Source organism: Rubripirellula amarantea (assembly GCF_007859865.1).
Lineage (GTDB): Bacteria > Planctomycetota > Planctomycetia > Pirellulales > Pirellulaceae > Rubripirellula > Rubripirellula amarantea.
In genome coordinates this window covers 498,279-523,139 of sequence record NZ_SJPI01000003.1, presented here as the reverse complement: position 1 = coordinate 523,139, position 24,861 = coordinate 498,279, and the positions used below count along the sequence as shown (strand labels likewise).

Below are 24,861 nucleotides of genomic sequence, written 5' to 3'. Positions count from 1 at the left end.
AGCGAGTTGGCTGCGTCGCTAGCCGTTTTGGCGATTCCCTAGCGACGTTGATCGTTGTAGCTGGGAGCTTGGCCTTGGTAGTATCCGCCTTGTTGAGGCGGAAGTGGCTGGGGGCCGTAGTTCTGCGTGTATGGTTGCGACGGAGGCGACTGAGGTTGGGCAGGCCGAGCGTAGTTCTGATTCCAAGGTTGATTCGGCACTGGTTGATTCGTCACCGGTTGGTTCGTCACCGGTTGGTTGGGATACGCCGGTGGATTGCCATAGGGTTGAGGCCCGTAAGATTGTTCGTCAAAGTTCGATTGAGGCTGTTCCTGGTTCGCGAACTGCTCATCGCGGCGATCGAGAATTTCACGGCCCTTCTCAATGGCTCGACGCGTGTCGTCGCGAATTTCAGCGCGATTGAATTCAATGGTCGTGCTGTCGCCATCACGATTGATCTTGAACCAGCCAGCGGCGAAGGCGGCCACGGCAAGCATGCCAATGATGAAGAGATTACGCATCCGAGCTTTCCTCAATAAATTCCAAGCATCCTGATAAATGGACTGTCAATGCAGGTCCTGTCCCTGCAGTATCGGCAAAATCCGCCTTCCAGTGCGAGAACAGTCTCAGAAAAAACTGCTTAGCTTTGCTGTATTTATTCGCAATGAAATCCGGGCAGGCTAACTTGGTTCAATGCAGTCAAATGGTTGTTTTGGCAGTGGTTGCTATGATACCGCTGTGGAAAACTCCCGAACTTAACCTTTAACCCATCGAATGATCTCGTGGAAGACCTCGACGTCGCTCAACTAGCCGCCTTCCTACATCTCACTCCTGACCAAGTGACAAAGATGGCGGTGCGTGAAACATTGCCTGGACGACGGGTTAGTGGACAGTGGCGTTTCAGTGAAGCGGAAATTCATCATTGGCTGGAGGAACGGATCGGAGCGAGTAACGCCGAGGAGCTAACCAAAGTTCAGCGGGTTCTAGACCGTGCCAAAGGGGATGGACCCAGAGATCGCCCTATTCATGAGTTGTGCACCCCCGATACGATCGAAGTTCCGCTAAACGCTCGCACGAAAGGTTCGGTGATTCGGTCGGTTTGCAAGCTGGCCGGCAAATCGGGAATGATGTGGGACGCGGCTACTATGGCCGAAGCCGTGGCGGCCCGCGAGCAGATGCATCCTACGGCGTTGGATTGCGGGGTTGCGTTGCTTCACCCTCGTCGTCCGCAAACTTCGATTTTGGCCGACTCGGTGATCGCATTGGCGGTATGCCCTTCCCCGATTCCGTTTTCTGATCGAGGACAGCTCACGGACGTGTTTTTCTTGATCTGCTCTTACGATGACACGGTCCATCTTCGTATTCTCGCAAAACTGAGCCGCATGATCACGCATGAAACAATGCTCGACGATTTGCGGGCTAGCGTGTCTGCTCATCAAGCTTGGGGTGTCCTCAAGGATGCGGAAGATGCGATCGATGAAGCGATGGAATAGACGTCGCTAGATGAATTCACTTTGGGAAGGATTCCATGAAGATCTCTGACAGTCGCCTTGCCGACAATCTTCCCCCAGGCCAATCCCATGGTCGAACCATTGCTGATCGCGGAAGCATCACGTTCGGTGATCCTGTTTTCAAAGAATCTGATCTGGGAAACATCGACGACGAGCAAACCTTGCTTTGGATAGGTGATCGAAAGCTCGCGGAGTTTGAAAACGCTTTTCGTGTTTGCGAAGCTCACGTATCGCAAATAGCGTTTCGAGGTTCTTTGCAAGAAGCGGTGGAACGCCGCGCTTCGGGGGTTGGGACGATCGTCGTCGCATCGAGTGACCGTTCACCGCTGGCCTTGGATTCGTTGGCGGTGCTCGGTCAGCGCCATCCCGACGCAACACGATTCCATCTGCGTGGACCTCTTTGCGAGGGGATGACGCGAGGGTATCAGAGCTTTTTTGGGCACAACCGGTTTGATTGGTTGGATGGCGAGGAAGAGTTAATCTCGCAGTTTTCGCCAGATAGTCTTGAAACGCCCTCACGGACTATCGCTGTCGTCGCGGCGAATTATTCCGCTGCCGAACCGTTGCTCGATATCGCCGAACAGCTTTCCGTTGCGGCCGTTTGGTGTCGCGAACCCAACGCAAAAGAATTGCGGGGCGTAGATACCGTGTGGTGGGATGATTCGTTTGCTTTCGCAGCCAGTACCGAGACATGGAAACGACGAATCAAATTGATGGGGAAAAGAGCTGAAAAGCATGTTTGGATAACGAACCGAAATCACGCCGGACACGTTCATCAAGCCCATCAAGCGGGGGTGGGTTGGGTGGTGTTCAAGCCCTATCGTATCGAACGACTAGAGGCTTCTTTGGGACAAGACACTGTCCCGGTAAGCTCGCAAGGATTCTGTAAGGCGGCATAGGCTTCATTCAAGCGGATCTGGGTTATGATGGGGAGGTCCGTCGATCGCACACGATCGGCAAGATTCCTTTCCTGATCTACCCACCCCAGAGTCTTCGCGATGACTTCACCGCAGAATCCCTCTCTTCCCACCCCAGAACGTGACGGCGAACTCACTCACTCGTCTTGCAATGATCCGTCTCGCCGCAAGTTCATTCAAACTGGTACTGCGGTCTCCGCTGCTCTTGCATCGGGCTTGGCTACCACACGCGTCGCCCGCGGTGATGAGCCGGTCGATAACTCGGATTCCCAATTGGTTCGCATTGCTTTGGTTGGCGCCGGTGGGCGTGGTACCGGGGCAGCGGATGATTCGCTTTCGATCAATGAGAACATCAAGCTCGTTGCGATCGCTGACCTTGATGAAAAAGTTCCTGGGATGACTCGCGGTCGGATGGCAAAGCGACACGGTGAAAAGGTTGATGTGCCAGATGAAAAACTTTACAGCGGCATCGATAGCTACAAGGCGATTTTAGAAGATCCAGACGTTGATGTCGTGATGTTTGCAACGCCACCGGGTTTCCGTCCTCGATACGTTGCCGAAGCGGTCGATGCAGGTAAGCATGTCTTTGCCGAGAAGCCAACTTGCGTGGACCCAGCGGGCTATCGAATTTGTTGGGAAGCTCATAAGCAAGCCGAAGCCAACGGAACATGCATCGTCACCGGAACCCAGTACCGTCGGCAAACCAATTATATCGAAGCGGTGAAACGCATTCACGAAGGTGCGATCGGTGACATCATTGCGGCTAGCGCACGTTACTGCGGCAATTCGATTTGGCACAAAACTCGTCGTGAAGGAATGAGCGACACGGAGTACCAGATCTACAACTGGATGCACTATATCTGGCTATCGGGCGACCAGATCGCTGAGCAGTCCGTCCATAATATCGATGCGATTAATTGGATCATGGGTGGGCCACCCGAGTCGGCCTTTGCCAGCGGTGGACGCTTCACCCGGCCCGAAGGCAGCGAGATGTGGGACAGCATGTCCGTTGACTACAAGTATCCCGGTAATCGTTTGGTGTCGTTCAAGAACCGCCAAGTTCCCGGTGCCCAGTCCGACAATAGCAACACGATCTACGGTAGTAACGGACACGCGGTTATCTACGGTATCAATCGCGGTGCGTTCTTATACGACAAATCTGGAAAAGAAATTTGGTCGATGGAAGGTGACCTTAGTGCCGCGTACAAACAAGAGCACAAAGATCTTGTCGACGCAGTTCGCAGTGGAAAGCCGATTGTCGAATTGGGCGAAACCACCGACTCGTCGATGACTGCAGTGCTCGGACGTATGTCGGCTTACACCGGCCAAGATGTGACCTGGGACTTCGTCACCAAGGAATCGAAGTTGGACCTCTGGCCTGAAAACTTTGATATTCAGGGTGAATTGCCCGAACCCAAGTACGCCGTTCCAGGAAAAACGAAGCTAATTTAGTAGCCCTGGGGCTAACGTAGGGCGGTTCTCGATGGCCGGTGACGTTGGCGTCAGTGATGGCCGTTGGGAACTGGCTGAGGAAATTTAAATTTTCCACCTAAGAAACTCGTACGCGGGTTCGTTGTCATCAACGAACCCGCGTTTTTGCTTTTCTGACTCTTCTTTTCCTATTGGGCTCACTGTCGATGACGGATTCGCAAGCGTCCTGGCCGACCGACGAACTATCGACTTTGGTCGATCGTTTTGAGCGGCCGCTACTGGCGTATGCCTCTCGAATGCTCAATGGTGATTGGTCAGAAGCTCAAGACGCGGTTCAGGAAACTTTCCTGAGGTTGTGCCGCGAAGATCCCGAAAAAATTCGCAATCGCGTCGCAGCTTGGCTGTTCTTTGTTTGCCGAAGCCGAGTGATTGACATGCTTAGAACGAAGAAGCCGATGCCGATTGATGCATCGGTGCAAGCGATGCCCGATTTGGCTCAGACCGCTCCGGAGGTTGTCAGCGATGCCGAAGAGCAGACGCAGTTGCTAGCGGCTCTCGATGATTTGACGCCCAAGCAACAGGAAGTGCTAAGGCTTCGGATGCAAGGAGGCTTGTCCTATCGCGAAATCGCAGAGGTCACTGGACTGACCGTCACTAACGTCGGCTTTCATCTGCACGCCGCGGTGAAATCATTGCATGGGCGGTTGGCAACGCCATGACCACTTCCGGCATGGTTTTTGTGTCGAGTTCTTTCATACACCCACGTTCAGGTTCTTGAACATGTCCGATATTCAAGTCAACGAATCCTATTGGGACGACCCTCGAATCACCGCTTACGTACTTGGTGAACTTGACGGTTCCGAGCGCGATGAGTTCGAGCAAGCAATGCGAGAGAGTGAATCGCTCGCGCAAGCCGTCGAAGAAGCACGCGAGGTCACTGGACAGCTTGCAGGATTGTTCGAATCGCAGTCTCAGCGAACGCTCGACCCGGCTCGTCGCGCCGCAATCATGAACGAACCCGTCACGCTTCGTGAATCCGATGCCGGTATTAGCCGCCGAGCAATCTGGGGGTTACTTGCGATCGCGGCGGCACTGCTGCTGGTGCTCGGTGTCGGTCCAATGCTCAGTTCTTCAACGTTGATGCAAGTGAGTCAGGTTGAATCGAAGGCACTGGTCACCGCTGAGTCCAACGAAAGCTCATTGGCTCGTTCCGAACTATCTCTGGCACCAGAGTCGGGTCGTTCAGTTGCACCGGAGCTAGATGCATCCGTTGCAGCAGACGAGATGGCAGACGAAATGGAAGACAGGGCTTCAGATAGTGGCCTCGTCAGTGCTGCGGGCAGTAGCCCCTACGGTGCCCGAGGCATTGACGAAATGTCGAGCCAGAGGTCAATGAATGGAAATGAGATTGCGGCACAAGTAGAGTTAGCCCCCGCATCTGTTGCGACTCCCGAGGTCGAGTACCGCGATTCTGGCGTTGTCGAGTCAACTACGAAACTACAGTCGAAATCTTCCCCCAGCTCGCCCATGGGAATGGAGTCGGATGGCGCGAGGGGCTTTGGAGGAGCCGGATACGGAGTTCAGCTTGATGCTCAAAACACCAAGGTGCAAGAAGAACTTGATGCATCGGGAATTGGTGGTGGCGGGATGGGCGGATATGGCTTGCCTTCTGACACAACTGCGCTGGACTTTGCTGAAGAACAGGCTGGCGACTCGCTTGACTTGTTTGCTGAGGTTTCTCCTGCTGCCAAGCCGTCGCGTAGATCGCGGCAGCCACGGGGTGAACGTCGTGACGGCGACGACATGGATATGATGATGATGATGGGGGGAGGAATGATGGGGGAAGGAATGAGTGGTGCCGGTTCGAATGACACGTCGGACCTGGGGGCGATGGACACGGAGATGCAGTTGGGCATGGGAGGAGCGTATTTCGGAGTCGACGCACTTGGTTCACGAGGCTTGTCGCGAGAAATCGGCTCGGGGAAAAACGCCGGAGACCGATTTGGCGATATCGTCGAAAATCCGTTTAAGCGAGTCGCCGACGAACCGCTCAGCACGTTCTCGGTGGATGTCGATACGGCTAGCTACAGCAAGATTCGTGATTACGTCTTACGTACGAACCGTCTGCCCTCACCCGATGCGGTGCGCATTGAAGAGATGATCAATTACTTCGATTACTCAGATGCTCCGCCTGCGGACGATGCCGAGCATCCGTTCGCCGCGCGTGTGAATGTTACTTCCTGCCCTTGGAATGAAGATCACCGTTTGGCACGGCTTGCAATCAAGGGCAAGACAATGCAACCCAAAGAGCGACCTGCTTCGAACCTGGTCTTTTTGATCGACACCAGTGGTTCCATGCAGGAGCCCAACAAGTTGCCGTTGGTCATTGATGGTCTCAAGATGCTTACCAAGCAACTTAGTGAGCGTGACCGCGTTGCGATTGTTGTCTACGCATCTTCAACCGGCTTGGTGCTGGATTCGACTCTCGCAAGCGACAAGAAAAAGATTCGTAAGGCGTTAAAGCAACTCACAGCAGGTGGCAGTACCAATGGAGGTGCTGGAATTTTACTTGCCTATCAGACTGCTCGCGATCACTTCATCGACGATGGAGTGAACCGCGTGATTCTTTGTACCGATGGTGATTTCAATGTCGGCACGACAAGCACCGATGAACTGGTAAAGATGGTTGAGGCCGAAGCCAAGGGAGATGTGTTTCTGACCGTCCTTGGTTACGGAATGGGCAATCACAACGATGCGATGCTCGAACAGATAAGCGGCAAGGGAAATGGTAACTACGCCTTTATTGATTCTCAGCGTGAAGCTCGCAAGGTTTTAGTGCGACAGATGGCAGGAACGCTGGTAACGATCGCTAAGGACGTGAAGCTGCAAGTCGAATTCAACCCTGGCAAGGTAGCGGCCTACCGTTTGATTGGTTACGAAAACCGAATGCTGGCGAAAGAAGACTTTAACGATGACAAGAAGGACGCCGGCGAGATTGGGGCCGGACATTCAGTGACAGCGTTGTATGAACTTGTACCCGCAGGTGTGAAATCGGATGTGGTTGCCCCAGCGGTTGATGAACTGAAGTATCAGAAGTCAGCGGTCGTCAAGCAAACCGAGCAAGTGGTGAGTGACGATACGATGACTTTGAAGTTGCGATACAAACAGCCCAATGGAGACAACAGCGTCAAAGTTGAATTCCCCGTGTTGGATGACGGAGCGGCATTTACCGACGCCAGCATTGACCATCAATTTACCGCTGCGGTAGCGGGACTAGGCATGCTGCTTCGAGGCAGTCCGAATGTCGGTGCCTGGAAACTGAATGACGTGCTGCAAGTTGCGAAGTTGTCTAAGGGTGACGACGTGGATGGCTTGCGTGCTGAGTTCATTCAAATTGTTAGAAAGGTTTCTCAATTGACCCATTCGAGGCAGTGATAGCTTCGGTGGGCATGGGGGCTTCGTGCCAGTGAGTCAGCGTAAGCATCGAGTCAACGCTGTCATTGAGTTGGCGCCGTTACTGAGTTAGCACCGTTACTGAGTTGGCGCCGTTACTGAGTTGGCGCCGTTACTGAGTTGGCGCCGTTACTGAGTTGGCGCCGTTACTGAGTTGGCGCCGTCAGTGCGCTAGCGAGCTTTCCATTGTTCCAGGAACACCGCTGGCAATTTGTTTGGCTTACCTTCGTGGTTGACGCAGGCGATCGTCGACTCGGCTTCGACGACAAGTTCCTCTCCCCGAAGGATTTGGTAGCTGTGCCGAATCCGAACCTTTCGGACGTCTAGGACGTTCACTCGAAGAGTCAGGACATCGTCAAACTCAGCAGCAGCCAGGTAGCGCACATTCATCTCTGAAACGACTAACATGCTTCCGGCGTCTTCGAGCGACTTGTAGCTAATGCCGGCCGCCCGCAGCATTTCGACACGGCCGCGCTCGAAATAATTCAGGTAATTGGAGTGGTGGACGCGTCGCTGGCCATCGGTTTCGTAGTAATTAACGCGAAAAGTATGCTCAAACCGCCAAAGGTCGAAATCGGCGGGCACTTCGTGGTCATCGGCATTCACAGGCAGGTCGCTGTTGTTGATAGGAGAGTCGGTTTGACCGGATTGGTCATCCAAGCGTAAACTCTCAGCGGGTAAATGTTTAGGCCGTGGGCGATGACCAATCCCCGACAGAGATGACATCGCGTCCAAGAAGGACGCAAAGGAACCACATCATGAGCATCGGTGACGACGCTGGAACCGCTTTTCAAACGATGCGAGGACGGGACTTCCCGGCACTGCGTCAATTCACGGTCTTCTTGGAAAACCGAGTCGGTCAATTGCTTGAGGTAGTAAAGCGCTTTGAAGGAACAGGAATCCGTATTTGCGCCCTTTCGATCTCGGACGCTGCTGAATGTGCGTTCGTTCGGTTCTTGGTCAGCGACGCCGATCGCGGTCGCGAAATCCTCGAACGAAGCGGCTTGGCGATTATCGAAACCGACTTGGTTGGTGTCGAACTTCCAGCGGGACCGCAACCACTGTTGCGAGTCTGTACGGCGCTGTTGCAAGCGGAACTGAACATCACGCAGGCCTACCCTTTGATTGTTCGTCCCAACGGCAAGCCGGCAGTTGCGATCATGGTTGAAAACACTGAATTCGCAATGCAAACCCTCATCGAGAAAGGGTTCACCATCATCACCGAAGGTGACCTGGAGGACGACCCAACCCGAGAAGGCTAGGTATCGAGGCACTGGGTTACGTAATCGCTGGGTTACGTATGCACTGGATTAGATAATCGCTAAGTTACGTAATCGCTAAAGTTATGCGGGCACAATGATTTCATGAGCACGTGGGGGTTGTGACCCCAGGATCTCACACGGCCTTCGTGACGCTCAGTCGTAGTAAGTGATCGCGGCTTCACGCCAACGGCGAAAGTCATCGTGACTTTCGTTACGCAGCGCTGTGCAGTGCGAATCCTGTTTCAGAACCGCTGCTGATTAAGAAGCGTTGCGACTGACTCGGCGCCGGTCCGATTCTTTAAGCAAGATTTTTCGCAAGCGAATGTTTTCTGGCGTCACTTCGACAAGTTCATCTTCTTCGATGTATTCCAGTGCCGCTTCAAGTGACATATCACGCGGCGGTTTTAGGATCACGTTCTCGTCGCTGCCACTGGCTCGCATGTTGGTCAATTGCTTTTCCCGACAAGGATTGACGACTAGGTCGTTGTCGCGAACGTTTTCACCGACGATCATTCCTTCGTAGACTTCGGTGCCTGCAGGTACTAGCAATTCGCTTCGGTCTTGAAGGCCGAACATTGCAAACGGCATCGTCTTGCCTGATACCATCGATACCAATACGCCGTTACTTCGACGTGGCACTTCACCTTCCATTTCACGGTAGTCCGAGAAACGGTGATTGATGATCGCTGTACCGCGGGTTGCGTTAAGCAGGCGCGTTCGAAGTCCAATCAATCCGCGAGATGGGATAAAGAACTTCAGCAACATGTACTCGCCTCGCGGTGACATCGAATCGAGTTGTCCACGACGATGACCAACAAGTTCCATGACTGGGCCCATTGCATCGGCTGGAACTTCAACGGCTAGCGTTTCAAAGGGTTCGTGCATCTTTCCGTTGACTTCACGGTTGATCACACGTGGCTTGCCCACGCTTAATTCGAAGCCCTCGCGTCGCATTGTTTCAATCAAGATTGCCAAGTGCAAAACGCCTCGCCCTTTAACGGCGTAGGCTTCGGCACCTTCAACCATTTCAACTCGTAGAGCCACATTCCGCTCGAGTTCTTTTTCAAGGCGAGCCTTGAGTTGACGCGTGGTGACATACTTGCCTTCGCGTCCGACGAGCGGTGAGGTATTGACGCTGAATACCATTTCCAGGGTCGGTTCGTCGACCTTCAGTCGAGGCAAAGCATTGTTTGCGTCAACCTCTGAAATGGTGTCTCCGATTTCAACCGACTGCAAGCCTTCCACCGCAACGACGTCGCCAGCTGAAGCCCGTTCGGTTGCCACACGTCCCAGGTTGTTGAACGTGAATAGACCGGTGATTTTTTGTTTCTTCGGGCCGTCCTTGGTGTGCAGGTCGATGGTTGAACCGTTCACGATGGTGCCAGCTTGGATGCGTCCCACGGCGATCCGGCCAACGTACTCGGACCAATCCAGCGTCGTGACCATCATTTGCAGCGGAGCGTCCATGTCGACTTCAGGACCAGGCAGTGCGTCGACGAACAGGTCGAGAAGCGGCCGCATGTCCGTGGTCGGAGTTGTCGGGTCCGTGGTGGCGTAGCCTTCCTTCGCACTGGTGTAGACGTACTTGACGTGATCAAGTTGCTCTTCACCACCGAGATCGGCCAGCAACTCAAGCGCTTCATCGAGGGCTTCCGTTGGGCGTCCATCAGGACGATCGACCTTGTTGACGACGATGATGGGACGGACTCCCGCTTCGAGAGCTTTTTCAAGCACGAAGCGAGTTTGAGGCATTGGGCCTTCCGCCGCATCAACCAGGACGAGGCACCCGTCAGCCATCTTCACAACGCGTTCGACTTCGCCACCGAAGTCCGCGTGACCGGGGGTGTCGATAAGGTTGATCTTCACGCCGCGATAAGGAATCGCGATGTTCTTGGCCAAGATCGTGATGCCTCGTTCACGCTCGAGGTCGTTGGAGTCGAGGATTCGTTCGCCCTTAAGCTCACTGTCACGATACTGGCCACTTTGGCGCAACAGGCAGTCAACCAGGGTGGTTTTACCATGGTCGACGTGGGCAATGATAACGATGTTTCGAATGTCTTCGCGGCGCAAGGGAATCAGTCACTTTAGGAGTGGTGCGCGTCCGGAAATGGCCGCTCCTTAGGAGAGTGAGAGGCTCAATCATCGCGATCAACCCAGCGGTTGTGGATGATTCGTGGACGCTGCAGAATTTTCAGGATCGCTATAAGACCTAGTTCGATCGCCAACGTCGAGACGCTTTTCTGCAATCCAGCTAGGCGCACCGCTGAAGGCAACTAGTGGTATCTGTTTTCACGTTAGCGAGTGCAGCTAGGTTTATTGAAATCATTAATCACAGTGCCGTTGCGACGAATGGCTCGCTATGCGATATTTTTCACTTCCCCAAGCTCGAACGACGCGGCAGTGTTTTCGCACTCCCAAAAGTGGATGAGCCTTCCCCGGGATCGACATGATCTGTTTTGTGGCAAGGTTCGCCGATTTAGCTAGCCATTCTTGGCTTGCTGGATAACTTATTTGCGAAAGATGCATTCGCGCCCGCTGCTTTCCACCGCTCTTCGCCGTCGCCCGCTTTCCTTTTGCAGATCGCGGGCATCGAACGAAACTGACTTTGTGAAAAATTTCACAAGCCGGCCTCCGCGGTGGGTGGGGTTGGGTGAACAAGTCAATAATCGTGAGAACCGTTAGCCGATGACGACCATCAAACAGGGATTGGATATTCCAATCTCCGGTAGCCCGGAACAGCACATTGAACCTGCCCGTATTGTCACGAAGGTGGCATTGGTGGGGGACGATTACATTGGGATGAAGCCAACGATGTTGGTGGCACCCGGTGATCGCGTTCGCTTGGGCCAACCGATCTTAGAAGACAAGAAAAATCCAGGCGTGATCTTTACGGCTCCGGCGAGCGGAACGGTTGAGGCCGTCAATCGTGGTGCCAAACGCAAGTTCGAGTCGATCGAAATCAACGTCGACGGTGACGATCGCGTCGAGTTCGATTCGATTCGCAGCGTCGACCCGTTAGGTGTCAGTGGTGATTCGATCGCCGAGGCGTTGATTGCCAGCGGGCTGTGGACATCGCTTCGAACGCGGCCCTACGGCAAGGTCCCGAAGATAGGTAGCAAGCCGCACTCCATTTTTGTCCAAGCGATTGATACCAATCCTTTGGCTGCGGACCCGTCGATTGTGATGGCCGATCGTAAAGATCAGTTCACGCTCGGCTTGCAAATGCTAACGCGTCTGACCGATGGCAAGGTTTTTGTCTGCAAATCGCCTTCGGCAGAAATTCCTGGCAGCAGTATCAACGGTGTGCAGCTTGAGTCATTTGGCGGGCCTCACCCGGCCGGACTTCCTGGCACGCATATTCATATGCTCGACCCCGTCAGCCCCAAGAAGACCGTTTGGTACATCGGTTACCAAGACGTTTGTGCGTTCGGGTCTTTGTTGCAGACCGGTACGGTTGATACGCGCCGGGTGATCTCCTTGGCTGGCCCCGTGGTCACACAGCCTCGCCTGCTCGAAACTCGGATTGGTGCAAGTGTCACGCAATTGACTGACGGCGAATGTAGCGCCCAAGGCAATCTTCGTGTGATCAGCGGCAGCGTTTTGTGTGGTCGCAAGGCACTGGCTCCGGTTGATTACTTAGGACGCTATCACACACAAATTTCGGTAGTTGCTGAAGGCAATGAACGCGAGTTCTTGGGATGGCAGAAGCCCGGGTTTGATAAATACTCGCTAACTCGGATTTATGCCTCAGCAGGAATGCCGGGTAAGAAGTACGACATGACCACGACGACTCACGGTAGTGAGCGTGCCATGGTGCCAATGGGCACTTATGAACGCGTTGTGCCATTGGACATTTTGCCGACCCAATTGCTTCGTTCGTTGATTTATCGCGACACTGACGAAGCTCAAATGTTGGGTGTATTGGAACTTGAAGAAGAAGACCTTGGGCTTTGCACGTTTGTGTGCCCAGGTAAATACGAATACAGCTCGCTGCTTCGCGAAAGCTTGTCGACCATCGAACGAGAAGGTTGAGGATTAGACTCAGATGAAAGCACTTCGAACCGCACTTGATAAGGTTCATCCGCTCTTTGCTAAAGGCGGGCCGCTCTCGATGGCGTACCCGATGTACGAGGCGTTAGACACGTTCTTGTATACTCCGGGTGAAGTCACTCATGGCGCAACCCACGTTCGCGACGCGATCGACCTGAAGCGAATGATGATCACGGTTGTTTTGGCACTCGTTCCCGTCACCCTCTTTGGGATGTGGAATGTCGGCCATTTGGCCAACACCGCGATCGCACAGGGTGCCGAGGTGGGTGTCCAGACATCACAAGACTGGCACTACACCATTCACCATGCATTGGGCTTTGAAAACGACCCCAACAATCATGCAGACAACTTTGTCCTTGGCGCGATTCACTTCCTGCCGATTTACATCGTTTGCATGTTTGTGGGCGGCCACATCGAATTGATCTTCAGCGTGCTTCGTGGGCATGAGATCAACGAGGGGTTCTTGGTAACCGGCTTGTTGTTTCCGCTAACGCTGCCAGCGTCGATTCCGCTGTGGCAGGTCGCAGTGGGGATCTCATTTGGTGTCATTGTGGCTAAGGAGGTGTTCGGAGGTACCGGGCGTAACTTCCTTAACGTAGCACTGACTTCACGAGCGTTTCTGTACTTTGCTTACGCCGGACAAATCAGCGGTGATCGGGTCTGGACCGCAGTCGATGGCTACAGCGGGGCAACTGCACTGGGCAAGTTGGCGCTTGCCGAAAACGGTACGAAAGCAACCGATTCGCTTAGCTCAATTGAAAATACACTCGGCGTTGGTATGGCCGAGAAAGCGATTTGGAACGATTCCATCACTTGGATGGATGCGTTCTTAGGCAACATTCAAGGCTGCATTGGGGAAACCAGTGCACTGCTTTGTCTTGTCGGTGCCGCGATCTTAATTTTCTCGGGCGTTGGGTCGTGGCGAATCATGGCTGGCGTTGTCGCTGGCGTCGCCATCACGTCCACGCTTATGGTTTTGACTTACTCAAGCGGGCCTGATGGAAGCAACGCGATGTTCAGTGTGCCCGTTCACTGGCACTTGGTCATTGGCGGGCTCGCCTTTGGCTTAGTGTTCATGGCCACGGACCCCGTGAGTGCTTCGATGACTGAAGCTGGGAAATGGGTATACGGTGGCTTGATCGGGTTCATGACCGTGTTGATACGGGTGGTGAATCCTGCTTATCCCGAGGGGATCATGTTGGCGATTTTGTTCGGCAACGTGTTCGCGCCGCTGATTGATTATTGTGTCGTCCAATTGAACGTTCGTCGGAGGGCCGCTCGCTATGCAACAGCCTGATTCAACGGGCCGCACCATCTTGGTAGCGGCAGTCCTATGTTTGGTTTGCTCGTTCGTGGTGAGTGCTGCTGCGGTAGCGCTGCGTCCGATCCAAGCCGAAAATGAAACGCTTGACCAGCAGAAGAATATTCTTGATGCGGCCGGTCTTGCGATTGGTGAGTACGGTCGAACGGCGTCGAGCTTGAAGCCTGAGCAGATCGAAGAGCTCTATGGCTGGGTCAGCGAGCGACTGGTCAACCTCGAAGATGGTTCCTACGACGACGAGATGGATCCCGAGAGTTGGGATCTACTCGAGTCGATTTCAGATCCTGATTTGAACGTCAAGATTGAAGGCGGCGACTTTACGCCCGGCGAAGAGTCTCGCCCCAGGACGATGAAGGTGTTCTTCGTTAAGCGTCCTGATAGTGACAAGATTCAACAGGTTGTGTTGCCCATCTATGGCAAAGGCCTTTGGGGAACGCTTTACGGATACTTGGCTCTGAAAAGCGACATGGAAACGATCCAAGGGATCACGTTCTATCAGCACAAGGAAACACCCGGTTTGGGTGGCGAAGTTGACAACCCAGCGTGGAAAGCACAGTGGGAAGGCCTGAAGCTTTATAACGAAGATGGCCAGCCAGCGGCGTATGTCTACAAGGGCCCTGCCCCGTCGGACAATGTTTACGCCGTCGATGGGCTTTCCGGTGCAACAATCACTTCGCGTGGTGTAACCAACTTGGTTCAGTACTGGGCCAGTGATGACGGCTATGGTCCGTTCCTAAAGAAACTTAAACAAGAAATTCAAAGCGACGCTGATAGCTCGGCTGCGGTTTCGTCCACTCCCGTTCCAGCCTCTGACTCAAGCCTCGTAAAGGGCTAATCGCAATGGCAAAGAAACCTATTGATGTGCTTGTCGATCCGCTGATCGATAGCAACCCGATTGCTCTGCAAATCCTTGGGATATGTTCGGCGTTGGCGGTCACAACCAAAGTTGAAACTTCGATTGTGATGGCATTGGCCGTGATCGCGGTGACAGCGTTCAGCAACCTTGCTGTCAGTTCTATTCGATCGTACATCCCCAGCAGCATTCGAATCATCGTTCAGATGACGGTGATTGCTTCGTTGGTGATTGTGGTCGACCAGTTGCTGAAGGCTTACTTCTTCGACATCAGCAAGCAATTGTCGGTGTTCGTTGGTCTCATCATCACCAACTGTATCGTGATGGGCCGCGCCGAAGGTTTCGCGATGAAAAACAAACCTGGCATTAGCTTCCTTGACGGAATCGGAAACGGTCTCGGCTACGGACTAGTGTTGTTGTTCGTTTCTGTTTTCCGCGAGTTTTTCGGTAGTGGTTCGATCCTCGGTTTCGAAATACTACGGCTCGATCGAAACGGTGGTTGGTACAACCCGAACAACTTGATGCTTTTGCCTCCAAGTGCTTTCTTCCTGATCGGATTTTTGATCTGGGGAATTCGTGCGTGGAAACCCGAACAAATCGAAGAAGCGTAACCAAGTAAAGCAAAAACCATGCAAAACTACTTCAACATTTTCATGAACGCGGTTTTCATTGAAAACCTAGCACTCGCCTTTTTCCTGGGCATGTGTACGTTCCTGGCCGTCAGCAAGAACGTCAAAATGGCGTTCGGTTTGGGGATCGCAGTGATCGTGATCGAAGGGATCACGATTCCGGCGAACCAATTGCTTAATACCTGGGTTCTCAAAAAGGGTGCCCTGACTTGGCTCAACGGAGTTGTTCCTACCAGCCAAATTGATTTCGCGACGGTTGATTTATCGTTTCTCGGATTCATCAGCTTCATCGGCGTGATTGCGGCAATGGTTCAGATCCTCGAAATGATCCTCGATAAGTTCTTCCCACCGCTCTACAACGCTTTGGGTATTTTCTTGCCGTTGATCACGGTCAACTGCGCCATCTTGGGCGGATCGCTATTCATGCAAGAACGCAGCTATGACTTTGGCGAATCCGTCGTCTACGGCCTCGGCTGCGGCGTCGGGTGGGCTTTGGCGATCGTTGCATTGGCGGGAATTCGCGAGAAGATGAAATACAGTGACGTACCACCGCCTCTTCGCGGTTTAGGTATCACGTTCATCACGGTAGGCCTAATGGCTCTTGCGTTCATGTCGTTCGGCGGCATCCAGCTTTAAACCCAACCCCTTCATCAACTTGATCCGTTCGGATATTGATTCATGAGTACCGTAATTTTCGGCGTTGTCATGTTCACCTTCGTGGTGCTCGCCCTCGTTGGCGTGATTTTGGCGGCCAAGAGCCAACTTGTGGCTTCGGGCCCTGTCAAAATCATGATCAACAATCAAAAAGAAGTCGAAGTGCCAGCCGGTGGAAAACTGCTTGGGGCTTTGGCCGACGCGGGTATCTTTGTTAGTAGTGCGTGTGGCGGTGGTGGTACTTGCGCCCAGTGCAAGGTGAAGGTGCTTTCGGGTGGCGGTGACATTTTGGAAACCGAAAAGGGTCACATCAACAAAAAAGAAGCGGCTGAGGGTGAGCGTCTGAGTTGCCAAGTGTCCGTGAAAACGGACATGGAAGTCGAAGTTCCACCGGAAGCATTCGACACCAAGAAATGGGAATGTGAAGTTCTTAGCAACAACAACGTCGCGACCTTCATCAAAGAGTTCGTGCTGAAGCTCCCTGAAGGCGAAGAAGTTGACTTCAAGGCTGGCGGATACATTCAGATCGAATGTCCTCCTCATGAGATTCACTACAAAGACTTCGATATCGAAGAACGTTTCCACGAAGATTGGGACAAGTTCAACATTTGGCGTTACGTTTCGAAGGTAGATGAACCAGTCGTGCGTGCCTATTCGATGGCTAATTACCCGGGTGAAAAGGGCATCATCATGCTCAACATCCGTGTTGCATCGCCACCACCACGTGCACCCGAAGGTACTCCGCCAGGAAAGATGAGTAGCTGGATCTTCAGCTTGAAGCCTGGTGACAAAGCCACAATCAGCGGTCCGTACGGTGAGTTCTTTATCAAGGACACTGATGCGGAAATGGTTTATATCGGTGGTGGTGCTGGTATGGCGCCGCTCCGCAGTCACATCTTCGAATTGTTCAAACGTGGTAAGACCGACCGCAAGGTTTCTTACTGGTACGGCGGACGAAGCAAGCGAGAACTGTTCTACGTCGATCACTTCCGTGAAATCGAACGTGAGTTCCCTAACTTCAAGTTCAATATCGCTCTTTCGGAACCTGCACCCGAAGACAATTGGGATGGGTACAAGGGTTTCATCCACCAAGTCTTGCTTGAAAACTACCTTAGCACTCATCCAGCACCCGAAGATATTGAGTACTACATCTGTGGCCCACCAATGATGAATCAAGCGGTCTTCCGCATGCTTGATGACTTGGGTGTCGAGCCCGAAAACATTGCCTACGACGATTTCGGCGGCTAGTTTCTGTCTTTTTAAAGCGTCCCTTCGGCTTACTGTCATGACCCGCAAACGATCGTTGCCGCTGCTGTGCTTGTTGCTGGTGACGTTGCAGGTCGGCTTCACCGAGTTGACGCTGGCGAAGGCTTGGGCCGGCGAGATAATCGGCTGGTCCGGACCAACGATGGGCACTCGCTACAGTGTGAAGCTGTACGCCGAGCCCGATGACGTAGATGTCGAAGAGTTGCAGCTTAGCGTTGATGCTGAATTGCGAGACGTGAACGATGAGATGTCGACTTACCTAAAGTCCTCGCAGATCTCACAGTTCAATCAAAGCGAATCCACTGATTGGTTCGACGTCAGCCAAAACGTTGCCAAGGTGGTAGCTTTTGCCCAGCTAGTGTCTCGAAAGACCGACGGATCGTTTGACGTTACCGTCGGCCCGATTGTGGATGCGTGGAATTTCGGCGCGGCTCCACGCAGCAACCAGGTCCCCAGTGATCAAACGCTGAAGTCACTTCAAGAATTCGTTGGCTACGAGAAACTAGAGGTGACTGTTGATCCACCTCGACTTCGCAAGACTCATCCGAAAGTACAGATCGATCTGTCTGCGATTGCCAAAGGTCATGGCGTTGACCGAGTTGTAGAATTGCTAAACGAACTCGGCGTTGCAAATTGTTTTGTTGAGATCGGTGGTGAGGTCAGGACTAGCGGCAGCAAATCAGGCGAGTGGTGGAAGGTTGGGATTCAGATTCCGGATGCGGCTGCTGATGAAGTTGATCTCGCTTACCCTCTCTCCACCGGTTCCGGCGGAGACGCTTCGATGGCAACGTCGGGGGACTACCGCAATTACGTCGAAATCGACGGCAAACGATACTCACACACGATCGACCCTCGTACTTCTCGGCCGATTGTGCATAGTCTTGCATCGGTCTCGATCGTTCGCGAAAGCTGCATGGAGGCTGACGCATGGGCTACTGCTCTGAATGTTCTAGGTCCTGACGCTGGACCGAACTTAGCAAGCACGGAAAACCTCGATGCCTTTTTCATCAACCGTACAAGCGATGGGTTTAGCCGCGTTGGGACGGGAACGTTCCGTCGTTATTCCAGCGAGCAAGTTGCCGATGGAAAGCCTGCGGCAAAAGCAGCCGAGGGGAACTCGTTGTGGGTGCTGATCGCGATCACGACCGTTGCATTTGCACTTGTGTTGTTCGGCATGGCCATAGGTGTGATCTTTGGCAAGAAACCGATCGCCGGATCATGTGGCGGTCTTAATGGCACCACCACCGAAGACGGTAAGGTTAGCTGCTCGATTTGCAGTAACCCTGCGGATGCGTGCAAAGAATTGCGAGAGAAGATGGAACAGGGTACCGGTCGTAAAGACGGCGTGCTCTAAGTTTCATTCACACTCACGAATGCTTAGGCATCGGTCTCTCGCTACGATGATGTGATCGAGCACCGGAATGCCCAGTAGTGTTCCGACTTCAGTTAACCGTTGGGTAACACTGTGGTCTTCACGGCTTGGCGTTGGATCCCCGCTTGGGTGATTGTGAACCAATAAAATCGCTGAGGCTGAATCTCGGATCGCCGGGTGAAAGACCTCGCGAGGGTGCACGAGGCTTGCGTCGAGTGTTCCAATGGTGATGTTGTGATGATGAATCGGCTTGTGTTTTGTATCCAGCGTTACGATGTGAAATTCTTCTTGAACGCCGTCCACAGCTAACCGGTGAAAAACGCGTCGGCAGTAATCGATGGCCTCAGCCGTGCTGGTGATGCGAACGATCTCGCCAATGCGATCCGTTTCCATTGCCGCGACACGTCGACCCAATTCGATGCCAGCCATGATCTGCGCGTAACTAGATGCAGTTGCCGCAGGTGAAATCGCTTTCAATTCGTTAGGCGTCAATCGAGGCAATTCATGAAGCAACTCGCTAAAGCGGTTGGCTATCCGTTGCGCGCCCATGACAGCCGATTCCTTCGGGACGCCGACCCGAATCAAGATCGCCAGCAATTCAGCGTCTGCCAGCGATTCAGCGCCGTGACGAAGGAGGCGTTCCCGAGGCCGCATTGCTTCAGGAGTTTCTTTTAGTTGCAGGCCATGAATCTTGGAATCAATCCACTGTTTTGGTTCGAACGTTTCGGGCGACTGCGTCCAACGGTAACGCGTCGTACCGGCAACATCGGTGCGCAGTAATACACCATCTCTTACCAATTCGGTAATCGTTCGCGTTACGTAAGCAGGTTGAGCTTCCAAACAATGCAGTTTTGCATCGTCAGCACAGAAGTCGTTGAGATCCAACAGAGGGCCGACAACGTTGAGCATTCGCTCACGACGTTTTTCTTTGTCGTTTGAATTCATGTTTGGCAACGTACGCAAAAGACATCGGGTAAAAGACACTCAAGTCTACCGACTGCGTCGTTGCCAATGTTGCTATCGGGGGAAGTACTGGCTTGCGTGAGGGTTACCGAAATAGTTGCTGTCGACGCTGCCTGACCCAGGTGACACTTGATAGCGATAGTAAGGCAAATAGTTTCCATAACCAGGATATCCATAGTACCCACCGCCGTAATAGGGATTGGTCGGATAGTAGTTCTGTGGGTAGTAGTTTGGCCGATAGTAAACTGGCGGACGATACGATCGATACACGGATCTGCGATTGCCGGCCGCCTGGCGAAGCGCTTGTGCACGCAATTGAGCTTTTGTTCGATCCCGAATGGAATCGCCGACCTGAGCATAGGAAATATCCGCGTAGGTAAACGCGATAACGGCGGTTATGGCAATCAAAGAAAAAGGACGAAACATGTTTAGGGCCCTTCAGAAGCAACGCTGGATAGAAGACGCAACTTCAATTTGCGCATTATCTCAGCCTATCGCTATTCGGAATCGCGTCAACTTTTTTGCCAGTTACTAACGGCGAATCGCGCCTGCGCAGAGCGGTCGGATACGACCAACGCTTACTTGCGAACAAGCGACTTTTGCAAAATGATGAAGCCCAGCAACAACACACCTATGGCGATCGTTGCTAGCGATGATCGAAAGCTGGCAAAGTACGTGATTTGGTAAATGGTGGCATAAATCAGAAAGCCAAGCATTGTTCCTGAAACGTAGCCAACCCCGCCCGTCAAAAGAGTTCCGCCAATAACAACCACCGCAATTGCATCAAGTTCCAGTGATGTGGCATTGATTGGATTCCCGCTGTCCATGTAAAGCGTCATCGTGATTCCAGCCAAAGCTGACAAGAAACCATTGAACGTATAAACCAGGATCTTTGTTCTTGCGACTGGCAGTCCCATCAAGACGGCTGAGTCTTCGTCGCCACCGATCGCGTACAAGTTACGGCCGAATCGACTGTAGTGCGAAGTTAGCATGACCACCACGAACATGGTCAGGAATATCAGCGGAGCGATTCCTAGCTCTGCTCCGCCTCCTATTGGTAACGCAATGTCTCCTAGCCAATCATAAACGGCGTGGTCGATTTGCACTGCTTCGGGTTTGACAAAGAACGCCATGCCTCGAGCGAAAAACATTCCGCCAAGGGTGACTAAGAACGCGGGCAGGCGATAGCTTTGAATCATGATCCCCATGATTGCACCCAGGCCGGTCCCGATCGCCAAGGCGAGTAACCAGACCAACCAAGGATTGATTCCGTGCTCGCTAATCAACGTCGCAACGAAGATCGATGTGAACCCGATCACGGAACCAACCGACAAATCAATGCCACCGGAGATAATCACGAGTGTCATGCCAAGCGCAATGATTCCCAAGAACGCGTTCTCGGAAAACAGATCCGCAATCACATACATCGACAAAAAGCCTTCGTACTTTAGCGACGCGACTGCAAAAAGAACAACCAGCACCAAGGCTGTTGTCATCAGCGGTATCAACTTGCGCGGGATCAGGTTCATCAACGACGCTCTTCCAGCTTTTGATGGATTCGAAACCAAGATCGAACACTGTCGCGAAATTCAGGTGACTGCATTAAGCAAACGCCTAGGATCACAAGAGCTTTAGGCACGGGGGCAACATCTGATGGAACGCCGTACGTATAAAGAGTTGTCATCAACGTTTGAAGCAAGATCGCTCCAATAAGGGACCCCGTCAAAGAAAACCGACCGCCCGTCAGTGCCGTACCGCCGACCACGACGGCAAAGATTGCATCGAGTTCAGTGAATACCCCTGCGTTGATCGTATCCGCGGCGTTGATGTTAGAAGTGTCGATCAAGCCTGCAATGGCAGCGCACAATGCGGCAAAGGTATAGACCGCAATCTTGACGGCTCGATCGTTGATGCCACTGGCCCGGCTCGCCGTCTCGTTGGCACCGACCGCTTCAATGAACAGTCCAATGGAAGTTCGGCGAACGATCAAGGCCGTCGCGAAGAACAAAACGATAAAGATCGTGATTGGAAAAGGAATTCCAAAGAGATGCCCCTTTCCCACGAAATCAAACACTGGATTGCGAAATTCATCGCCAATCGTGATGATCTTTTCACCTGTTATGAACTTGGCAATCCCTCGGCCTGAAACCATCAGGATCAGGGTCGCAATGATCGGCTGAATCTTTAAGTACGCTATCAACAATCCATTAAAAAGCCCCGCGATGACAGCGACCAATGCAACGCAGGGAAAGATCACTGCCATTGCCATGTCTGTTTCCGTTAGCATCAGCGCTGCGATGGCTCCCGCAATCGCCATCACCGAGCCAACGGACAAATCGACGCCTCCGGTTGCGATCACCAGCGTCATCCCAATTGCCAAGATTGCACCAATTGATCCGCGGTTGAGCACGTCGATTAGGCTGCCATACAGATGCCCGTCACGACTTTCAATCTGAAAGAATGACGGGATGAACACTGCATTGAATATCAGCAGAGCAGCCAATCCCAGTATGGGCCAAGCTATACGACTAGCCATAATTCGCGAGAACACAGATGGTTGTTCGGTTGGCGGCGTTAAAGGATCACTCACTTGTCTAACTCGTTAGCTTGGATTTCGCTGTGAGCAATTAACCTCATGATTCGATTCTCCGAAACATGGTCGCCCTTGAGTTCACCAATGACTCGATGATCACGCAGCACCATGACTCGCTCGCATACACGCACCACTTCTTCAAGTTCCGACGATATGAACACGATAGCCATTCCGTCATCGCGAAGTGACGCCACGAGTCTTTCGATCTCGGCTTTCGCTCCCACGTCGATGCCACGCGTCGGCTCATCTAAGATGATTAGCTTTGGTGACATCACCAACCAACGGGCGAGCAAAACCTTCTGCTGATTTCCGCCGGAAAGATTGCCCACGGCAGTTTCAGGTGACGGTGTTTTGATTCGCAGTGCTTTGATGTAGTGCTCCGCAAGAGCTAACTGTTTTTTGCGAGGCAAAGTCCGTATCACCGAACGACTTGCTTGCATCGTCAAGACGATATTTTCGCGGACCGATAGATCAGCGATCACACCATCAACCTTTCGGTCCTCGGGGCAAAATGCAAGGCCACAATCGATTGCCTTTCGAGGTGACCAACGCGAGACTTCTGAACCATCGACCGACAACGTTCCACTCGATGCACTGTCCAATCCAAACAGCAAGCGAGCAATTTCCGTTCGACCACTGCCCAGCAAACCTGCTAAACCCACTACTTCACCACGTCGGACATTAAGATCAAACGGTTCGATAGCGCCTCGCCGCGAATAATTCTTTGCTTTCAGAATCGTCGCTGCCTCGTCATCCGGTTTGCTGGTGACGTTTTGATGGGCTGCTTTCGTGGCTTCTTCCATGGACTGCACTTCCGACGGAGCTTTGCCTAGCATCTGGCCGACCAATTCGATTCGCGGAAGGTTAGCGGTAACAAACTCGCCAGCGTGTTGTCCGTTACGAAGCACCGTAATTCGATCGGTGATTTTATAGACCTGATCCAAAAAGTGAGTAACGAAAACGATGCCGAGTCCACTGCTACGGAGTCGGTCCATCACCTCGAACAGTTCGTCGACTTCCTTTTCATCGAGGCTTGACGTTGGCTCATCTAGAATCAGTAGTTTCGCATCAAGGTCAATCGCTCGTGCTATCGCGATCATTTGTTGCATAGCAACCGAATACGAGGCAAGCTCTCGGTTGACGTCTAGCGCAAGCCCCATGCGGTCTAGTGCACGCGAGGCTGATTGACGTACGGCTTTCCAATCGACAAGGCCGAAACGAAGCGGTTGTCGGCCGATGGATATGTTCTCGGCGACGGAAAGGTGGGGGATTAAGTTGACTTCCTGGTAGACCGTGCTTATTCCGAGGGCTTCGGCTTCGACGGGCGCACGTGGATGTATAGGGTGCCCATCGAAAACAACTTCGCCGCGGTCCCGTTGATGAACACCGGTAAGTACCTTGATAAGCGTAGACTTCCCGGCACCGTTTTCTCCCATCAACGCGTGGACTTCACCGCGTCGTACGTTGAAGCTCGCACCGGCGAGCGCTCGAACGCCAGGAAAGCTCTTTTCCAAATTTCGAGCGTCAAGAAGTCGTGACTCTGTCATGATTCGACGACCTAATACTTCCGCGAGTCGATCACGTCTTTCGCAGTGTCACGATCGTACACTTCGTCTTTGATCATTTGCTTTTTAGGAATGTCAGCAGTATCGCCTGCTAGGATTTTGTCCATTGCCTCAAACGCCATCGGACCCTGCAGTGGATTGCATTCGACAGTGCAGTTCAGTTTGCCTTCGACCATGGCTTCGAACGCACCACGAACTCCATCGATAGAAACAAGAATGATGTCATCGCCGGGTTTCTTACCTGCATCTTCGATCGCTTGAATCGCACCAATCGCCATGTCGTCGTTGTGGGCATAAACGACATCGATATCGTCACCATGCTTTTTTAACATCGCTTCCATAACTTCCTTGCCCTTAGAGCGACGAAAGTCACCGCTTTGCGTTGCGATGATTTCGATGCCCGAGTGATCGGCGATGACGTCGCGGAATCCCTTGAAACGATTGATTGTAGGTGAAGCACCCGGTGTTCCTTGCAATTCAACGACTTTGGCAGTTCCACCGGTTTCTTCAATTAACCATTCTGCTGCTAACCGACCCTCGTTATACGTATCGGCGCCAATGTACGTGACGTAGAGCGAGTCGTCTTTCACGTCGACTTGGCGATCCAGGATTAGTACGGGGATGTCTCGCTTCTTCGCTTTCTCGAGAACGTTATCCCAGCCGGTTTCGACTAGCGGAGACAAAATGATGCCGTCGACACCTTGCGCCACGAATGAACTGAGCGCTTTGATTTGGTTCTCTTGCTTTCCTTGACCGTCTGCGAAACGAAGGTCATACCCGGAAGCCTTGGCTGCATCACGGACTGATTCCGAGTGGGCTTTGCGCCAATCACTTTCGGCACCGGTCTGTACGAATCCAATCACGGGTACCGATTGGGATCCATCGGCGTCTGCGACATCGTCCGATTGAGGACCTTTCGACGAACTGCATCCCACAACGATACCCAACAACATCACGATCAGTGTAAAATGTAACTTCGAAAGTTTACGGTTCATTAGGTGAGCCTTTTGTTCGAGGGGATGTTCTCTCAAGTAACAAAAGC

22 protein-coding genes are annotated in these 24,861 nt (G+C 52.8%); 13 read left to right on the top strand and 9 right to left on the bottom strand.

The annotated features are described in order from the left end of the window. Nucleotides 1–38 precede the first annotated feature (38 nt). The gene (locus Pla22_RS21940; protein WP_146516930.1) at nt 39–500 is read right to left on the bottom strand and encodes a hypothetical protein; all 462 of its coding nucleotides are present in this window, start codon (nt 498–500) and stop codon (nt 39–41) included. 261 nt (nt 501–761) lie between these two features. On the opposite strand from Pla22_RS21940, the gene Pla22_RS21935 reads away from it, so the two are divergent. The 5 genes from Pla22_RS21935 (at nt 762) to Pla22_RS21915 (ending at nt 7,273) form a co-directional block, all read left to right on the top strand. After that, entirely contained in the window at nt 762–1,472 is a 711-nt protein-coding gene (locus Pla22_RS21935) for a PTS sugar transporter subunit IIA (RefSeq protein ID WP_146516929.1), read from the top strand. Nucleotides 1,473–1,507: 35 nt separating this feature from the next. Beyond that, the gene (locus tag Pla22_RS21930; protein ID WP_146516928.1) at nt 1,508–2,389 is read left to right on the top strand and encodes a hypothetical protein; all 882 of its coding nucleotides are present in this window, start codon (nt 1,508–1,510) and stop codon (nt 2,387–2,389) included. Nucleotides 2,390–2,488: 99 nt separating this feature from the next. After that, nucleotides 2,489–3,859 carry a Gfo/Idh/MocA family protein gene (locus tag Pla22_RS21925; RefSeq protein ID WP_146516927.1) on the top strand — a complete coding sequence of 457 codons (1,371 nt, stop codon included), beginning with the start codon at nt 2,489–2,491 and terminating at the stop codon, nt 3,857–3,859. Nucleotides 3,860–4,044: 185 nt separating this feature from the next. Then, nucleotides 4,045–4,557 (top strand): RNA polymerase sigma factor, encoded by a 513-nt coding sequence (locus tag Pla22_RS21920; RefSeq protein ID WP_146516926.1) that lies wholly within the window; start codon nt 4,045–4,047, stop codon nt 4,555–4,557. Between the two features lie 61 nt (nt 4,558–4,618). Then, complete coding sequence (locus Pla22_RS21915) at nt 4,619–7,273, top strand: YfbK domain-containing protein (protein WP_242632249.1); 2,655 nt, start codon at nt 4,619–4,621, stop codon at nt 7,271–7,273. Between the two features lie 189 nt (nt 7,274–7,462). Here Pla22_RS21915 and Pla22_RS21910 read toward each other — a convergent pair whose 3' ends face one another. Further along, the gene (locus Pla22_RS21910; RefSeq protein WP_315854249.1) at nt 7,463–7,951 is read right to left on the bottom strand and encodes an acyl-CoA thioesterase; all 489 of its coding nucleotides are present in this window, start codon (nt 7,949–7,951) and stop codon (nt 7,463–7,465) included. A 98-nt stretch (nt 7,952–8,049) separates the two neighbouring features. Here Pla22_RS21910 and Pla22_RS21905 point away from each other — a divergent pair, with 98 nt between their 5' ends. Then, a complete protein-coding gene (locus Pla22_RS21905) occupies nt 8,050–8,553 on the top strand; it encodes an acetolactate synthase (protein WP_146516924.1) in 504 nt (167 codons plus the stop codon). A 258-nt stretch (nt 8,554–8,811) separates the two neighbouring features. Here Pla22_RS21905 and typA read toward each other — a convergent pair whose 3' ends face one another. Further along, nucleotides 8,812–10,623 carry a translational GTPase TypA gene (gene typA / locus Pla22_RS21900; protein ID WP_165440785.1) on the bottom strand — a complete coding sequence of 604 codons (1,812 nt, stop codon included), beginning with the start codon at nt 10,621–10,623 and terminating at the stop codon, nt 8,812–8,814. A gap of 615 nt (nt 10,624–11,238) precedes the next feature. Between typA and Pla22_RS21895 the strand changes: the two genes are divergently transcribed. From Pla22_RS21895 to Pla22_RS21865, 7 genes are read left to right on the top strand one after another with little or no spacing between them, the layout of a single operon-like run. Continuing rightward, nucleotides 11,239–12,585 (top strand): Na(+)-translocating NADH-quinone reductase subunit A, encoded by a 1,347-nt coding sequence (locus Pla22_RS21895; RefSeq protein WP_146516922.1) that lies wholly within the window; start codon nt 11,239–11,241, stop codon nt 12,583–12,585. A gap of 13 nt (nt 12,586–12,598) precedes the next feature. Next, complete coding sequence (locus tag Pla22_RS21890) at nt 12,599–13,900, top strand: NADH:ubiquinone reductase (Na(+)-transporting) subunit B (RefSeq protein ID WP_146516921.1); 1,302 nt, start codon at nt 12,599–12,601, stop codon at nt 13,898–13,900. After that, on the top strand, nt 13,887–14,759 hold the full coding sequence (locus tag Pla22_RS21885) for a Na(+)-translocating NADH-quinone reductase subunit C (RefSeq protein WP_146516920.1): 873 nt from the start codon (nt 13,887–13,889) through the stop codon (nt 14,757–14,759). Before Pla22_RS21890 ends, Pla22_RS21885 begins: the two co-directional genes overlap by 14 nt. A 5-nt stretch (nt 14,760–14,764) precedes the next feature. Beyond that, nucleotides 14,765–15,388 (top strand): NADH:ubiquinone reductase (Na(+)-transporting) subunit D, encoded by a 624-nt coding sequence (locus Pla22_RS21880; RefSeq protein ID WP_146516919.1) that lies wholly within the window; start codon nt 14,765–14,767, stop codon nt 15,386–15,388. Between the two features lie 18 nt (nt 15,389–15,406). Then, nucleotides 15,407–16,042 carry an NADH:ubiquinone reductase (Na(+)-transporting) subunit E gene (gene nqrE / locus Pla22_RS21875; RefSeq protein ID WP_146516918.1) on the top strand — a complete coding sequence of 212 codons (636 nt, stop codon included), beginning with the start codon at nt 15,407–15,409 and terminating at the stop codon, nt 16,040–16,042. A 42-nt stretch (nt 16,043–16,084) separates the two neighbouring features. Beyond that, the gene (gene nqrF / locus Pla22_RS21870) at nt 16,085–17,308 is read left to right on the top strand and encodes an NADH:ubiquinone reductase (Na(+)-transporting) subunit F (protein ID WP_146516917.1); all 1,224 of its coding nucleotides are present in this window, start codon (nt 16,085–16,087) and stop codon (nt 17,306–17,308) included. Nucleotides 17,309–17,345: 37 nt separating this feature from the next. After that, a complete protein-coding gene (locus Pla22_RS21865) occupies nt 17,346–18,680 on the top strand; it encodes an FAD:protein FMN transferase (RefSeq protein WP_242632248.1) in 1,335 nt (444 codons plus the stop codon). 3 nt (nt 18,681–18,683) lie between these two features. Here Pla22_RS21865 and radC read toward each other — a convergent pair whose 3' ends face one another. From radC to Pla22_RS21835, 6 genes are all read right to left on the bottom strand, one after another. Beyond that, nucleotides 18,684–19,643 carry a RadC family protein gene (radC, locus tag Pla22_RS21860; protein WP_146516916.1) on the bottom strand — a complete coding sequence of 320 codons (960 nt, stop codon included), beginning with the start codon at nt 19,641–19,643 and terminating at the stop codon, nt 18,684–18,686. A gap of 72 nt (nt 19,644–19,715) precedes the next feature. Beyond that, nucleotides 19,716–20,087: a hypothetical protein gene (locus Pla22_RS21855; protein ID WP_146516915.1), complete on the bottom strand. Its 372-nt coding sequence runs from the start codon at nt 20,085–20,087 to the stop codon at nt 19,716–19,718. A gap of 152 nt (nt 20,088–20,239) precedes the next feature. Continuing rightward, nucleotides 20,240–21,190 carry an ABC transporter permease subunit gene (locus Pla22_RS21850; RefSeq protein WP_146516914.1) on the bottom strand — a complete coding sequence of 317 codons (951 nt, stop codon included), beginning with the start codon at nt 21,188–21,190 and terminating at the stop codon, nt 20,240–20,242. Then, on the bottom strand, nt 21,190–22,251 hold the full coding sequence (locus tag Pla22_RS21845; RefSeq protein WP_242632247.1) for an ABC transporter permease: 1,062 nt from the start codon (nt 22,249–22,251) through the stop codon (nt 21,190–21,192). Before Pla22_RS21845 ends, Pla22_RS21850 begins: the two co-directional genes overlap by 1 nt. Beyond that, the gene (locus Pla22_RS21840; protein WP_146516913.1) at nt 22,248–23,801 is read right to left on the bottom strand and encodes a sugar ABC transporter ATP-binding protein; all 1,554 of its coding nucleotides are present in this window, start codon (nt 23,799–23,801) and stop codon (nt 22,248–22,250) included. The genes Pla22_RS21845 and Pla22_RS21840 overlap by 4 nt, the downstream gene beginning before the upstream one ends. A gap of 11 nt (nt 23,802–23,812) precedes the next feature. After that, a complete protein-coding gene (locus Pla22_RS21835; RefSeq protein WP_242632246.1) occupies nt 23,813–24,814 on the bottom strand; it encodes an ABC transporter substrate-binding protein in 1,002 nt (333 codons plus the stop codon). Between the last annotated feature and the right edge of the window lie 47 nt (nt 24,815–24,861).

Coding starts and splice junctions, on each gene's coding strand:
- nqrF (WP_146516917.1), top strand. CDS start 16,085: ATGAGTACCGTAATTTTCGGCGTTGTCATGTTCACCTTCGTGGTGCTC.
- Pla22_RS21835 (WP_242632246.1), bottom strand. CDS start 24,814: ATGAACCGTAAACTTTCGAAGTTACATTTTACACTGATCGTGATGTTG.
- Pla22_RS21905 (WP_146516924.1), top strand. CDS start 8,050: ATGAGCATCGGTGACGACGCTGGAACCGCTTTTCAAACGATGCGAGGA.
- Pla22_RS21925 (WP_146516927.1), top strand. CDS start 2,489: ATGACTTCACCGCAGAATCCCTCTCTTCCCACCCCAGAACGTGACGGC.
- Pla22_RS21850 (WP_146516914.1), bottom strand. CDS start 21,190: ATGAACCTGATCCCGCGCAAGTTGATACCGCTGATGACAACAGCCTTG.
- Pla22_RS21880 (WP_146516919.1), top strand. CDS start 14,765: ATGGCAAAGAAACCTATTGATGTGCTTGTCGATCCGCTGATCGATAGC.
- radC (WP_146516916.1), bottom strand. CDS start 19,643: ATGAATTCAAACGACAAAGAAAAACGTCGTGAGCGAATGCTCAACGTT.
- Pla22_RS21930 (WP_146516928.1), top strand. CDS start 1,508: ATGAAGATCTCTGACAGTCGCCTTGCCGACAATCTTCCCCCAGGCCAA.
- Pla22_RS21865 (WP_242632248.1), top strand. CDS start 17,346: ATGACCCGCAAACGATCGTTGCCGCTGCTGTGCTTGTTGCTGGTGACG.
- Pla22_RS21920 (WP_146516926.1), top strand. CDS start 4,045: ATGACGGATTCGCAAGCGTCCTGGCCGACCGACGAACTATCGACTTTG.
- nqrE (WP_146516918.1), top strand. CDS start 15,407: ATGCAAAACTACTTCAACATTTTCATGAACGCGGTTTTCATTGAAAAC.
- Pla22_RS21885 (WP_146516920.1), top strand. CDS start 13,887: ATGCAACAGCCTGATTCAACGGGCCGCACCATCTTGGTAGCGGCAGTC.
- Pla22_RS21890 (WP_146516921.1), top strand. CDS start 12,599: ATGAAAGCACTTCGAACCGCACTTGATAAGGTTCATCCGCTCTTTGCT.
- Pla22_RS21840 (WP_146516913.1), bottom strand. CDS start 23,801: ATGACAGAGTCACGACTTCTTGACGCTCGAAATTTGGAAAAGAGCTTT.
- Pla22_RS21895 (WP_146516922.1), top strand. CDS start 11,239: ATGACGACCATCAAACAGGGATTGGATATTCCAATCTCCGGTAGCCCG.
- Pla22_RS21915 (WP_242632249.1), top strand. CDS start 4,619: ATGTCCGATATTCAAGTCAACGAATCCTATTGGGACGACCCTCGAATC.
- Pla22_RS21855 (WP_146516915.1), bottom strand. CDS start 20,087: ATGTTTCGTCCTTTTTCTTTGATTGCCATAACCGCCGTTATCGCGTTT.
- Pla22_RS21940 (WP_146516930.1), bottom strand. CDS start 500: ATGCGTAATCTCTTCATCATTGGCATGCTTGCCGTGGCCGCCTTCGCC.